We start from the raw sequence: 13,669 nt of genomic DNA on the forward strand, positions 1-13,669 counted from the left end.
GAGGGCGTCTATACGCCTATTTTCGGGCCCAGGCACAACATTTCCTCGCCCAGGTCCTGCGCCTCGTAGAGAGACAGGGATCCCGGTTCATTCTGAAACTGTGCCATCAGGCGGCCATCGCGTTCTTCGAAGGTCCAGCACTGCGGCTCGGGACGGTCTTCGTAGACGAAACAGATGTTGCCGGCCTCTTCGTACCAATAGCCATCCTTGCATTCGCCATCCAGAAACGACCAGCGCACGCGGCGGTTTTCCAGATAGATTTCAGCCCCGTATGGCGCGCCGCCAGCACCAAAAAACAGGGTTTTGCCTTTGGTATAAGCATCAAAATCGGCGGCACCCATCGGGTCGGCGGCCAATGGTGCCGCGACAAGCGCGGCCAGCAGGGTCAGGCGTATTTTCATGCACCCAGATTGGCAGATCGGATCGCGTCGCACCAGCCTGCGCGGCAAGATCGGCAGAATCGTGTCGCTCTTGTGTTTCCGATGCGCGCGGCGCCACGACAAAGGGTGCAAGCCTGTGGCCCTTATTTTACATTCAAGGGTCGTTTTTGGGCTGAAGTGCGGTGCGGCGATACGGTAGGGTGCGTGAAATTCTCCCCTTTTGGGGCACGTTTGGGCAGGGACGAACCATGGCACTTGATCACGACAAACAGGGCAACGACCGGCGCGGGGTCTGGAAATCGGGCAAGGGCAAGGGGCGCGTGCGTACCAAGGGGCGTGGTCTGGACGATCAGGCGTGGGAAGATGTTCGCACGCTGTTGGGCGATGCACCGCGCCGCCGTGATCTGCTGATCGAATTTCTGCACCTGATTCAGGACGCATACGGGCATCTGTCTGCGGCGCATCTGCGGGCACTGGCCGAGGAAATGCGGATTTCCATGGCCGAAGTTTATGAAGTTGCAACATTTTACGCCCACTTTGACGTTGTCAAAGAGGGCGAGGTGCCGCCGCCTGCGCTGACCATCCGCGTCTGCGACAGCCTGTCGTGCGAGATGGCAGGCGCGCAGGCATTGAAAACCGCGCTTGAGGACGGGCTGGACCCCGCCGAAGTGCGCGTTGTGCGCGCGCCCTGTATGGGCCGTTGTGACGCGGCGCCGGTGTTGGAACTGGGGCACAACCACATTGACCACGCAACGCCCGAAAAGGTGCAGGCGGCCATCGCGGCAAAAGATATCCACACAGTTATCCCCAGCTATGAAACCTTGGAAAACTACCGTGCAGATGGGGGTTACGATGCTTTGCTCACGCTGCGCGAGAGCGGCGACTGGGAGGCAGTGCAGCAACAGATTCTCGACAGCGGGCTGCGCGGTCTGGGCGGTGCTGGCTTCCCCTCGGGTAAAAAGTGGGGCTTTGTGCGCGCAAACGCCGGGCCGCGCTATCTGGCGGTAAACGGAGATGAAGGCGAGCCGGGAACCTTCAAGGATCGCTACTACTTGGAGCGCACACCGCATCTGTTCCTTGAAGGTATGCTGATTGCCGCTTGGGCGGTCGAAGCGCAAACCTGCTTTATCTACATGCGTGATGAATATCCTGCCGTACTTGAAATTTTACGGCGCGAAATCAAGGCACTGGAGGATGCAGGTCTTGTGGATAAAGGCTATATCGACCTGCGGCGCGGCGCCGGGGCCTATATCTGCGGCGAAGAAAGCGCGATGATCGAGAGCATCGAAGGCAAACGCGGCATTCCGCGCCACCGTCCGCCCTTTGTCGCGCAGGTCGGCATATTTGACCGCCCGACATTGGTTCACAACGTCGAAACCCTGCATTGGGTCGCGCGTATCTGCCGCGAAGGTCCACAAGTCCTGTCCAATACCTCGAAGAATGACCGTAAGGGGCTGCGCAGTTACTCGGTTTCGGGGCGCGTCGCGCAGCCCGGCGTCTATCTTTTGGCCGCCGGATCGACGATCATGGACATCATCGCGGCGGCGGGCGGCATGGCCGAGGGGCACAGCTTTAAAGCCTACCAACCGGGTGGTCCGTCGTCAGGTTTGTTGCCTGCATCCATGAATGACATCCCGCTGGATTTTGACACTTTGCAACCACATGGCACCTTTATCGGCTCGGCTGCGGTGGTTGTCTTGTCTGATCACGACAAAGCACGGGATGCGGCGCTGAACATGCTGCGCTTCTTTGAAGATGAAAGCTGTGGCCAGTGCACTCCCTGTCGTGTGGGCTGTGAAAAGGCCGTAAAGCTGATGCAAGCCGACCGCTGGGACCAGCCGCTGCTGGATGAATTGTGCACCGCCATGGCCGATGCGTCGATTTGCGGCTTGGGGCAGGCGGCACCGAACCCGATCCGGCTGACGATGAAACATTTCGCTGACGAGATCTGAGACACTCAGCCTTTGTGGCGCAACACGCGGCACAAACACCCGTCTTTGCGCAGGGCGGCACAGATTTTTTCTGCGCCGTCTTTTGTATCCCGTCCAATCCGCCCCAGATGAAAGGGCGGCTGGCCACGCACGCGGTTGGGAATGGTGACAAATTCAACCGTTTCACGCGCCACGCGCGCGCGACACCGGGCTGTCAGCCGCGTGACATTGCGCTTTGCCTGCGCCCGCGTCTTGCCAAAGGCAAGCTGCGCACTCCACGGTTTTAGGTTTGATTTCAACGGCGTAATGCGCCGCCCTTTGGCCATCGCCAGACAGGCAGACAGGAAGGGCTGTGCGCCGTCCAGCCGAAAATCGTGGCTTTGCGGTGGATCATCGCGCCACTGCTCTGCCCCGATGCCGGTGATGATGCGCACATAATCCCAGGTTTCTTGTGCCAGCCCCTTGTCGTCCTGGGTGAACCCGTCGGCGCGATTTTCCCCGCCGTTATAGGCCACCGCCGCCAGCCCTGCGTTGCCATAACGGCGCTGCAACGCGCCCAGATAATGCGCCGACCGCTCGATTGCTTCGGCGGGGTTAAAAGCATCGCTGAACCCGCGCCGCTTGGCCGTATAGGGCATGAACTGCGCTATTCCCTGCGCGCCAACCGGACTTAAGGCATTGGGATCAAAACGGCTTTCTTGCCACAGCAGGCGTGCGAAATAGCCCGCGTCCAACCCGTGCCGCCGTGACGAATCCGCGATAAGCTGGCAGGTGTCATAGGCGAAATGCTGCGGGCGGATGCACTGGCGCGGCCCCAATGTGCCATCGCTGCACAAAGTTCCGGGATCAACGAATTGCGCGGTGGCCCCGACGGGCGCAAGCCACAGCATCAACACTGCACAAAGCGTTTTCACAGCGGTCCCGTTCATACTGGCCCTTTTCATACCCTTCGCAGCATACTAGCTAAGGTTTAAACCAAATCACGGGGCATCATGGCGTTTTTCAAGAAACTCAAGGACCGTATGTTCAAATCCGCGTCGAAGATCGACGAAGGATTGGAAGCGATTGTCGAGGACGGCGGCGAGGTCAGCGCCGCAGAGCCTGAAGTGCCCCAGCCGACAGACCCGGTTCCGGCACCCGAACCTGCGCCCGTGCCGCGTCCCGAAGAGGTGCCTGCGCCCGATCTGCCTTCGGATCCGACCCCTGCGACAGATCCAGTCCCGCCCCCCGAGCCCACGCCGGTCCCTGCGCCACAGCCCGACCTTCCCTCCGAACCTGCCCCTGAAATCCCATCCGCGCCGGAACCGCAGCCTTCCCCCGAGCCTGAACCCGATATGCCGCCTGCGCCGGCACCGGGCCCTGCGACCATGGCGGTCGATACGCTGATGGAGACCCCCGCCGCCGCCGCAGCAGAATTGCCGCGCGCCGCGGATCCGGGCCAGCAAGAGGCGACGCGCGCGCCTGCATCTGCGGGCCTGCTGGGCCGTTTGTTCAAACGCGCCCCGGCCGCGCAACCCGTCGTGCGCCGCGCGCTGGACGATGATATGCTGGAACAGCTCGAAGAGTTGCTGATTTCCACCGACATGGGGGTCGACACGGCCCTGCGCGTCACCGCCAACATGGCCGAGGGCCGAATGGGCCGGAAGTTGTCCGTGGGCGAGATCAAGAGCCTGATGGCGACCGAGATTGCCCGCATCATGGAGCCAGTGGCGCGTCCGTTACCAATCTACCCCAAGACGCCGCAAGTGGTGTTGGTGGTGGGGGTCAACGGCTCGGGCAAGACGACAACCATCGGCAAGCTGGCCAGCCAGTTCCGCGCGGCGGGCAAGAATGTGGTGATTGCAGCCGGTGACACATTCCGTGCCGCCGCCGTGGAGCAGTTGCAGGTCTGGGGCGAACGCGCCGGTGTGCCGGTGATGACCGCGCCCGAAGGGTCCGATCCTGCCAGTCTGGCCTTTGACGCGATGACCAAGGCGCAGGAGGACGGTGCTGATCTGTTGATGATCGACACCGCAGGCCGCTTGCAAAACCGCGCCGATCTGATGGAGGAGCTGGCCAAGATCGTGCGTGTCATACGCAAGAAAGACCCCAGCGCGCCGCACAACACGCTGTTGGTGCTGGATGCGACTACGGGTCAGAACGCGTTGAATCAGGTCAAGATTTTTCAAGAGGTCGCAGATGTCTCGGGGCTGGTCATGACCAAACTGGACGGCACGGCCAAGGGTGGTGTGCTGGTGGCGCTGGCCGACAAGTTCGGCCTGCCGATCCATGCCATCGGTGTGGGCGAGCAGATTGACGACCTTGATGCCTTTGACCCCGACGAGTTCGCGCGCGCGCTGACCGGTGCCGATGTCTGAGTTTGTGCGCACCGCGCTGCGCCCGAACAGCTTGCGGCCCGGAACCGTGTGGACATGACCAAATATCCGGTCCGGTGCCTTCTGTCTGCTTTGGTTTGTAGGATTCCCCGACGGGTCGACGGCCCCTTGATGAGGGCGCGCGCATGAGCGACTGGCTTTTGGCAATCGAGGGCACCGAAGCGGGTCACCAGCTGGCGCTGATGCTGGCACTGTCGGCGGCGTTTTTGCATGCGGTTTTTGGCGCGATGCAAAAGGGGCGGCATGACCCGTGGCTGACGCGCGGTGCGATTGATTTCAGCTATGGTGTGATGGCCGCGCCCTTTGCGCTGTTCGTGGTGCCATGGCCCGAAGCGCATATGTGGCCCATCTTCTTTGGCGCCTGGGTCATTCACACCGTCTACAAGCTGTTGCAAGCCTGGGCCTATACCAAGGGGGCCTATACGGTGGTTTATCCCGTGGTGCGTGGCACCGGTCCGTTGTTTGCGGTGATCGGGGCCTATCTGCTTTTCAACGAAGTCTTTACCTGGGTGCAGTGGACCGGCGTGGGCGTGCTGTTGTGCGGGATTTTCGGGCTGGCGGTCTATAACCTGCGCAACCTGACGGCGGAGCGGGACACGCTGAATCTGGCGCTGGGTCTGGCGGTGCTGACCGGCCTGTTTGTGGCGCTGTACACCACCTATGACGCCTATGGCATCCGCGCGACCGAGAATCCGTTCACGTTTCTGGCATGGTTTTTCATGATTGATGCGCTGTCGATGCCGCCGATTGCCTTTATGCGCTGGCGCGCCATGCCGGATCGGCCCGCCGTGGCCCCGCTGATGCGGCGCGGCGTTTTGGGCGGCCTGGTGGCGTTCCTAAGTTTCGGCTCTATCATGATGGCCACGCGGCTGGACAAGGTCGGCGAAGCGGCTGTGTTGCGTGAAACCTCGACGGTGTTTGCCGCCTTTATCGGCTGGCTGGTGCTGAAAGAAACCGTCGGTCCCCGCCGCATCGCGCTGATGGCGCTGATTGCTGTGGGCGCCGTGATTGTAGAGATGGGCGGATGAGCAAGGACAATTCTGTGACAGACAAACGCGAGATCAATCCCTTTCTGAAATCGGCGCTGGAATTTGGCCCGGTGATTGTCTTTTTCATTGCCTATTTGCTGCTTAAAGACCGCGTCTTTGCCATTGGGGGCACCGAATATGACGGGTTTATCATCGTCACGGCGGCCTTCATTCCGCTGCTGATCGCCTCGACGGGCGCGCTTTGGTATCTGACGGGGCACCTAAGCCGGATGCAGGTGGCGACACTGGTGCTGGTGGTGATCTTTGGCGGGCTGTCGGTCTGGCTGAACGACGACCGGTTTTTCAAGATGAAGCCGACGATGATCTATTTGCTGTTTGGTGGCCTGCTGGGCATTGGCCTGCTGCGCGGCACATCCTATCTGAAGTATGTGATGGAGGGGATGATGCCGCTTCAGGACGCGGGCTGGATGATCCTGACCCGGCGGCTTATGTTGTTTTTCTTCGGGCTTGCGGTTTTGAACGAGGTGATCTGGCGCACGCAGAGCACTGAAATTTGGGTGTATTTCAAGACCTTTGGCCTATCGATTGCGGTGTTCGGGTTTTTCCTGAGCCAGAGCAAGCTGTTCCAGACCTATGGCACGCCGGATGCGAAAGGCGACGACAAGACCGAGGGTTAAGGCGGTCGTCGCGTCACAGGTTTTATGCCTCCGGCGGGGATATTTATCGCCAAAAGAAAGCGGTCAGCCGTTCAGGTGGCCGCTTTTTGCATGCCCGGCAAGTGCAATCGCCAGCGTGTGGGGGCCGCAGGGACGGGGGCTTGCAGGGATGCCAGCGGAAACCGTGCCGGATCCCGCAGCAGGCGGTTGTAAAATCCAAGCGCGCCGGGGCGGGTATAGCCGGACCAGTGGCAGATGCGTGCGGTCGGGGCCGCGATCCGGGCGCCAAAGCGTTGCAGCCAGCTGAGCGTGCGCGGGCAGTCCAGCCGAAGCGTGGCTGAATTGGGTGCGCTCAGGTTGGCGCCGATGACCCGGTCGCCACGGCGGGGCGGGGAGACCAGACGCTCATAGATCAGATCGAACAGCGCATTTTCGCGGCTGGTGATGTTGATCCATTCCAGTGTGCTCCCGGCGGGCGATTTCAGGGCCGCGTCCGCGGTGCTTTGATAGCTGGCGGGGGTCAGGGTGAGCAGGCGTGTCACCGCGCCGCGCGGCAGCACATGCAGGGCGGCCAGGGCCACCTCGGCCCCCATAGAATGCGTCATCAGGTGGATCGGCCGGTGCGGCGCCGCGCGGTGCAAGATGCGCAGCACACGGCCCAACTGACCGCCCGCTGCCCGCGCGCGCCCTGCCGCCCGCCAGACCGGACCGCGTGCGTTCCAGCCAAAGGCCAGCGCCAGCCCTTCGTCGGGGTCACCCATGCCGAATCCCATCTGGCGCAGCCATGCGCCGTCATGGCGCAGCAATGTGCGGTGCGGGCATTGGTTGGGCAGGGCTGGGTCATATTTGTATCCGGGGATCATCACGATGATCGGATCGGTGCCGCTTCCATTGCCACAGGTGGCACGCAACAGGGCAGAATGCAAGGGCGCGGCGGTCAGGTGCAGACGGGGGCCATCTGGGGCGGCGTTCACTCTGAGGACGGGCAAGTGGATCTCCTTGCAACCTTTCGGATCTGTTGGCCGCAGGACTAGGCAATCTATGTAAACTTTACATGACCCATCCGCACGGTGTTGACGCAGCAGGTGCAACGGCCTATGCGTGTCGCCGTGGCGATTTGTTACCGGATTGCGGGCCACGTTAAATAATCCCGCTAAAAGGTCAGGATGAAGCCTCCCTTCGCTTGACCGCGTTTCGGGGGCTTTTTTGTGGCCAGCCCTTTTTTGGCCCGTAAGGATGACTGATATGACCGATTGGAAACCACGCACCCGCGCTGTTCACTCCGGCACCCGCCGCAGCCAGTACGGCGAGGTCAGCGAAGCGATTTTTCTGACGCAGGGCTTTGTTTACGACAGTGCCGAAGCTGCCGCGCAGCGGTTCGAGACCCTGGGCGAGGACGAATTCATTTACGCCCGCTACGGCAACCCCACAGTGGCGATGTTCGAAGACCGGATTGCCGCCCTGGAGGGGGCCGAGGCCGCCTTTGCCACTGCTTCGGGCATGGCGGCGGTCAGTGGCGCGCTGATGTCGATGCTGAAATCGGGCGACCGTGTGGTGTCGGCGCGGGCGCTGTTCGGCTCGTGTCTTTATGTGCTGGAAGAGATCCTTGGCCGTTACGGCGTTGAAATCGTTCTGGTGGATGGCACCGATCTGGACGCCTGGGAACGCGCGATTACACCCGAAACCGACGTGGTGTTCTTTGAGAGCGTGTCGAACCCGACATTGGAAGTGGTTGATATCGCGGCTGTGGCCAAGCTGGCCCATGCGCAAAATGCCAAGGTTGTGATCGACAACGTCTTTGCCTCGCCTGTTTACAGCCGTGCATTTGAGCAGGGCGCGGATGTGGTGATTTATTCGGCCACCAAACACATCGACGGGCAGGGGCGTGCGATGGGCGGTGTGATTCTGGGGTCGGAAGAATACATCCGCAAGACGGTCGAGCCGTTCCTGAAGCACACCGGTCCTGCGCTGTCGCCGTTCAGTGCCTGGATCATGCTGAAAGGTCTGGAAACGCTGGATTTGCGCGTGCGTGCGCAGACTGCCACCGCCGAAGCGCTGGCCGAGGCGCTGTACGGCCACCCCAAGCTGGCGCGCACCGTCTATCCCGGCCATGCCGAACATGCGCAGCATGATTTGTGCATACGCCAGATGGGCAAGGGCGGCACGTTGCTTGCCATAGATCTGGCGGGTGGCAAGGAGGCTGCGTTCCGTTTTCTCAATGCGCTGAACGTCGCGGTGATTTCCAACAATCTGGGCGACGCCAAATCGATTCTGACCCATCCGGCAACCACCACCCATCAACGTCTTCCCCAGGATCAAAAAGACCTTCTGGGCATCACGCCCGGTCTGGTGCGCATTTCGGTTGGTCTGGAAGATCCCGAAGATTTGATCGCAGACATGCTGCAAGCGCTGGATCAGGCCTGAAGCCCATAAATAGCGCCCGAAGCTGCGGTTTCGGGCGTTTTTACGTCGCCTGTGCCTTAGAAAAATCCCTGCCACTACAGCATTTGTTCGGAAACTCTAAACCGATCTGCTTGTCGTTGCGTATCTTTCACAGACATTGGCAAACATCGGTCGCACACCTATGTAGTGTGTGGATTGATAGACAAAGGGGGGCCACTGCATGAACATTCATACGCCCGATATCCAACAAATACCCGAACGTGATGATGCTGCGGCAGCACTTGATGTGCTGCGCCGCTGGGCGAAATCCGTAACGCCGACCGAAATACTGGAACTCGATGCTTCGGTTGCGCGGCTTTTGCCGGGCGATTCGGGCGCAGATTATCCTGCGTTTTCACGCAGCTACCCCGAAGGATTCGCTGTCGATACGTCCTATAAGGACACGTTGCCCGATCTTCAGAACGGCCCCTCCAGCCTGATCCGCGGTGCGCACCAGCAGATCCAGCACGTTGGAATCTCGAATTTCCGCCTGCCGATCCGCTATCGCAGTCGCGACACCGGCACACCCCTGCTGCTTGAAACCTCTGTCACCGGCACCGTCAGTCTGGAGGCGGACAAAAAAGGCATCAACATGAGCCGCATCATGCGCTCGTTCTATGCCCATGCCGACCAGACCTTCAGCTTTGAGGTGATCGAGGCGGCGCTGGACGATTACAAATCCGATCTGGAAAGCTTTGACGCGCGCATTCAGATGCGGTTTTCCTTTCCGATGAAGGTTGAAAGCCTGCGCTCGGGGCTGTCCGGTTATCAATATTACGACATTGCGCTTGAGCTGGTCGAACAGGCGGGCGTGCGCAAGAAAATTGTGCATCTGGATTATGTCTATTCCTCTACATGCCCCTGTTCGCTTGAACTGAGCGAGCACGCACGCGCCACCCGTGGCCAGCTGGCGACGCCGCATTCGCAACGCTCTGTGGCGCGGATTTCGGTGGTTCTGGATTGCAACGCCGGACCGCTTTGGTTCGAGGACCTGATCGAAGCCTGCCGACGTGCGGTGCCGACCGAAACCCAAGTGATGGTCAAACGCGAGGACGAACAGGCTTTTGCCGAGTTGAACGCCGCCAATCCGATTTTCGTCGAGGACGCGGCGCGGCTGTTCTGCGAACAACTGCTGGCCGACCACCGTGTCGGTGACTTTCGCGTTGTCGCCAGTCACCAGGAAAGCCTGCACAGCCACGATGCCGTTTCGGTGCTGACCGAAGGCGACACATTCGCGGCAGACAGCATTGATCCGCGCCTGTTCCAGTCGCTTTTCCACGTCGGTTAAGCGGCAGAAATCTCCCGCTGCGCTGCGGTGCAGCGGGGTAATTTTGGGCGATTTGCTTAATATATGTGCGAAAGCATATTCGAAATGCTGCAATGCAGCTATGCAATATCGTCGGTGGTGGGTCAGTCACGCATACCTATATGGTTGTCTACAGGAGGAGCGTCATCACACTCCCAACCATAGAGGCATTTTATCATGGCTACCCAAACCGCCACTCATATCTCCACTTCCCCCGTTGCGAATTTCTTTGCAGGCTTCGGCGCGGCTTTGTCGCGTGGCTTTGTCGCACTGATCGAAGCCGGTCAGAAATCGCGCAGCATGGAAGCACGCATGCACCTGATCGACCGTTTGAACGCGATGTCCGATGCACAGCTCGCCGAATTGAAAATCGAGCGTGATAACATCCCGGCCTATGTGTTCCGCGATCTGTATTACGTCTGAGTACAATTTGAGGCTGGGCTGCGCCTGACACTGTCTTGACAGTCGGCGCGGCCCGCGCCAACGCTGGCGCAATGTTAGACCTGCGCCCCGTTGGATATGTCATCGGACTTTTGGTTACCGCACTTGGGTTAACCATGATCGTCCCGATGTTGGTGGATCTTGCCGAGGGCAGGGAACACTGGCCGGTATTTGTCGAATCCGGTCTGATCACCATTCTGGCAGGCGGCGTTCTGGCGCTGAGTTGTTCAAACGGTGTCCGCGAAGGTCTGACAATCCAGCAAACATTCCTTCTGACCACGGGTGTCTGGCTGTGCCTGCCGATTTTCGGCGCATTGCCCTTTGTCTTTGGCGCCACCGAAGCGCGCTATGTCGATGCGTTTTTCGAGGCGATGTCGGGGCTGACCACCACCGGATCGACCGTCTTTACCGGTCTTGATGGACTGCCCAAGGGCCTGCTGCTGTGGCGCGGCATACTGCAATGGCTGGGCGGCATTGGTATCATCGTTGTGGCCATGGTGTTCCTGCCTGAGCTGCGGGTCGGGGGGATGCAGATCTTCCGCTCGGAAGCCTTTGAAACCATGGGCAAGATTTTGCCCCGCGCGACCCAGATTGCCAGCCAGATTTCGGGCATCTACATCGCGATCACCCTGGTGTGCGCGCTGGTCTACCTGATTCTGGGCATGAATGTCTTCGATGCCACGGTCCATGCGCTGACGACTGTGTCGACCGGCGGCTTTGCCAATTACGATTCGTCCTTTGGCAACTTTGTCGGAATGCGTGAATACGCGGCCTCGTTCTTCATGATTCTCGCCGCGCTGCCTTTCGTGCGCTATGTGCAGTTGATCAACGGCAATACCACAGCACTGTGGCGCGACACCCAGGTGCATGCGTTTTTGGGCACCATCGCGGTCATTGTTGGCGTCAGCGCGTTCACCCTGACCTATATTTTTCCCCACAGCGTCGAACGCGCGGTGCGCGAGGCGCTGTTCAACGTGGTTTCGATCATGTCCGGCACCGGTTTTTCCAGCGTCGATTATATGGCTTGGGGGCCGTTTTTGATTTCGATCTTTTTCTTCGTCGGCCTGATCGGCGGCTGCGCCGGTTCAACGGCCTGTTCGGTCAAGATTTTTCGCTATCAAATCCTGTTTTCCTCGATCCGCGCACAATTGCGCAAAACCCGCAGCCCGCATGGCATATTCACCCCCCGTTATGACGGGCGTCCGGTGGATGCAGATGTTCTGGGCTCGGTCATGTCATTTTTCGTCTTCTTCGTGGTATCGCTGGGTCTGTTGGCCGTTGCCTTGGGAATGACCGGGCTGGATTTCGTGACGTCGCTGTCGGGGGCAGCCACGGCGCTGGCCAATATCGGACCGGGGCTGGGCGAGATTATCGGCCCGGCAGGCAATTTCGGACCGCTGAACGACACTGCCAAATGGTTGCTTGCCGGCGGCATGCTGGTCGGACGCCTTGAACTGATGGTGGTCTATGCCATCGTGACCGTACAATTCTGGAGAGCTTGATGAAACGTCCCCTTGGTGCCCAAATTTCCCACATGCTGAAGGCGCGCGGGGTTGATACCATCTTTGGCATTCCCGGGGTACACAATCAGGAAATGTACCGTGGCATTGAAGAGGCGGGGATCACGCATGTTCTGGCGCGCCACGAACAGGGCGCGGGCTTTATGGCCGACGGTTATGCGCGCGCCTCGGGCAAGCCGGGGGTGGCCTATGTAATCACCGGACCGGGCCTGTGCAATATCATGACGCCGATGGGGCAGGCCTATTCTGATTCCGTGCCGATGCTGGTGGTGTCATCCTGTCTGGACGAGGTCGAAGGCGTCAAAGGGCAACTGCACCAGATGAAAGACCAGCGTGCCGCGGCTGATACTGTGTGCGACTGGTCAGCCGAGGCGCGCACGGCCGATGCAGCCTATACGCTGATCGACCGCGCGCTGACCGAAATGACCGCCAACCGGCCTCGGCCCAAACATATTCAGGTGCCGATTGCAGCCTTGCAAGCGCCCGCAGATCCGGCACCGGTGCCACGCGGCTATACAGCGCCCAGCCTGCCGCAGATGGGCGACGCGCTGGACCGTATTCTCGGAGCCGACCGGCTGCTGTTTGTTTTTGGTGGCGGTGCACGGGTCGGATACGAAACAACCCGCAAGGCGCTCAAGGCGCTGGGGGCTGCGTCTTTTACCACCTATGCCGGTCGTGGTATCGTCGGCACAGATGATCCGCTGCACTTCGGGCCGTCTCTTGCGCATCCATCCAGCGCCGATGTGATCGGCTCGGCAGACGTGGTTGTGGTGGTTGGCAGCGAACTGGCCGAAGTTGACCTGTGGCGCACGCACTTGGGCCATCAAAGCCTGCTGGTGCGCGTCGACATCGACGCGTCGGCCTTTACCAATACCGACGCGGGTGTGTTGAACATTCTGTGTGACGGGCCGCTGCTGATGCGTGCGCTTTTGGAGCGCGCCGAGGCTTTGGACAAGACAGCCTCGGGCTGGTCACCGGACGAGGTGACAAAATCCCGCAAGGCGTGGTGCGCCGACACCGATGCTGCGCGCCCCGGCATCGCGCCGCTGTGTGATGCCCTGCGCGCCGTCGTGCCCGAAGATACGATGATCTATTCGGACATGACCCAATTCGCCTATGTGGCCAAGGACATCTGGCCGATGACCAAACCCGGCCACTGGCACCACCCTTACGGCTTTGGCACGCTGGGCTATGCCACGCCCGCCGCCATCGGCGGTGCCATCGCACGTCCGGGCAAGCCGACTCTGGCGATCATTGGCGACTACGGCTTTCACTACACGATGCAGGAATTGGGCGTGGCCGTCGAACTGGGGATGCCGCTGCCGATCATCCTGTGGGACAACGGCAAACTGAAAGAGATCGAAGACAGCATGACCCGCGCCCAAATCGCACCCAATGCGGTGATCGCGCGCAATCCCGATTTCTGCAAGCTGGCCGAAGCCTTTGGCGCCCACGCGGTTGCCCCCACAACGATCCAGCAGATGCAAGATGCCGTTAGTGCTGCGTTCACGGCGGACGGCCCGACGCTGATCTACCTCACGCCCGAGATCACAGAGTAAGGCTGCCGTTTCTCTGGTTTGAAAATCCTCCCCGAAGGGCTGGTCAGTCACGGGCTCTCACCTTGAGAGG

At 60.4% G+C, this 13,669-nt stretch carries 12 protein-coding genes and 1 riboswitch; of the genes, 9 read left to right on the forward strand and 3 right to left on the reverse strand.

The features are described 5' to 3' along the window. Nucleotides 1-8: 8 nt before the first annotated feature. Nucleotides 9-401, reverse strand: a complete 393-nt coding sequence (locus DSM107133_RS06010) for a hypothetical protein (protein ID WP_114293901.1) — start codon at nucleotides 399-401, stop codon at nucleotides 9-11. 227 nt (nucleotides 402-628) lie between these two features. Here DSM107133_RS06010 and DSM107133_RS06015 point away from each other — a divergent pair, with 227 nt between their 5' ends. Next, a complete protein-coding gene (locus DSM107133_RS06015; RefSeq protein ID WP_114293839.1) occupies nucleotides 629-2,332 on the forward strand; it encodes an NAD(P)H-dependent oxidoreductase subunit E in 1,704 nt (567 codons plus the stop codon). 5 nt (nucleotides 2,333-2,337) lie between these two features. Here the strand turns inward: DSM107133_RS06015 and DSM107133_RS06020 are convergent, their stop codons facing one another. Continuing rightward, nucleotides 2,338-3,240, reverse strand: a complete 903-nt coding sequence (locus DSM107133_RS06020; RefSeq protein WP_162792047.1) for a lytic transglycosylase domain-containing protein — start codon at nucleotides 3,238-3,240, stop codon at nucleotides 2,338-2,340. Between the two features lie 63 nt (nucleotides 3,241-3,303). Here DSM107133_RS06020 and ftsY point away from each other — a divergent pair, with 63 nt between their 5' ends. From ftsY to DSM107133_RS06035, 3 genes are all read left to right on the forward strand, one after another. After that, nucleotides 3,304-4,668: a signal recognition particle-docking protein FtsY gene (gene ftsY / locus DSM107133_RS06025; RefSeq protein ID WP_114293841.1), complete on the forward strand. Its 1,365-nt coding sequence runs from the start codon at nucleotides 3,304-3,306 to the stop codon at nucleotides 4,666-4,668. Nucleotides 4,669-4,811: 143 nt separating this feature from the next. Continuing rightward, nucleotides 4,812-5,714 carry an EamA family transporter gene (locus tag DSM107133_RS06030; RefSeq protein WP_114293842.1) on the forward strand — a complete coding sequence of 301 codons (903 nt, stop codon included), beginning with the start codon at nucleotides 4,812-4,814 and terminating at the stop codon, nucleotides 5,712-5,714. Further along, on the forward strand, nucleotides 5,711-6,352 hold the full coding sequence (locus tag DSM107133_RS06035; protein WP_114293843.1) for an inner membrane-spanning protein YciB: 642 nt from the start codon (nucleotides 5,711-5,713) through the stop codon (nucleotides 6,350-6,352). The genes DSM107133_RS06030 and DSM107133_RS06035 overlap by 4 nt, the downstream gene beginning before the upstream one ends. A 71-nt stretch (nucleotides 6,353-6,423) precedes the next feature. Here DSM107133_RS06035 and DSM107133_RS06040 read toward each other — a convergent pair whose 3' ends face one another. Then, entirely contained in the window at nucleotides 6,424-7,320 is an 897-nt protein-coding gene (locus tag DSM107133_RS06040; protein WP_114293844.1) for an alpha/beta hydrolase, read from the reverse strand. A gap of 110 nt (nucleotides 7,321-7,430) precedes the next feature. Continuing rightward, nucleotides 7,431-7,508, forward strand: a riboswitch (SAM riboswitch). Nucleotides 7,509-7,576: 68 nt separating this feature from the next. Between DSM107133_RS06040 and metZ the strand changes: the two genes are divergently transcribed. From metZ to DSM107133_RS06065, 5 genes are all read left to right on the forward strand, one after another. Beyond that, nucleotides 7,577-8,755 carry an O-succinylhomoserine sulfhydrylase gene (gene metZ / locus DSM107133_RS06045; protein WP_114293845.1) on the forward strand — a complete coding sequence of 393 codons (1,179 nt, stop codon included), beginning with the start codon at nucleotides 7,577-7,579 and terminating at the stop codon, nucleotides 8,753-8,755. Between the two features lie 199 nt (nucleotides 8,756-8,954). After that, nucleotides 8,955-10,061, forward strand: coding sequence for a GTP cyclohydrolase FolE2 (gene folE2 / locus DSM107133_RS06050; protein WP_114293846.1), 1,107 nt, complete (start codon nucleotides 8,955-8,957; stop codon nucleotides 10,059-10,061). Nucleotides 10,062-10,256: 195 nt separating this feature from the next. Continuing rightward, the gene (locus tag DSM107133_RS06055) at nucleotides 10,257-10,502 is read left to right on the forward strand and encodes a hypothetical protein (protein ID WP_114293847.1); all 246 of its coding nucleotides are present in this window, start codon (nucleotides 10,257-10,259) and stop codon (nucleotides 10,500-10,502) included. 71 nt (nucleotides 10,503-10,573) lie between these two features. Then, nucleotides 10,574-12,022: a TrkH family potassium uptake protein gene (locus tag DSM107133_RS06060; protein WP_114293902.1), complete on the forward strand. Its 1,449-nt coding sequence runs from the start codon at nucleotides 10,574-10,576 to the stop codon at nucleotides 12,020-12,022. After that, entirely contained in the window at nucleotides 12,022-13,599 is a 1,578-nt protein-coding gene (locus DSM107133_RS06065; RefSeq protein WP_114293848.1) for a thiamine pyrophosphate-binding protein, read from the forward strand. Before DSM107133_RS06060 ends, DSM107133_RS06065 begins: the two co-directional genes overlap by 1 nt. Nucleotides 13,600-13,669 lie beyond the last annotated feature (70 nt).

Origin of the sequence: Pseudosulfitobacter sp. DSM 107133, assembly GCF_022788695.1 — a bacterium.
In the GTDB taxonomy this organism is placed as follows: Bacteria; Pseudomonadota; Alphaproteobacteria; order Rhodobacterales; family Rhodobacteraceae; genus Pseudosulfitobacter.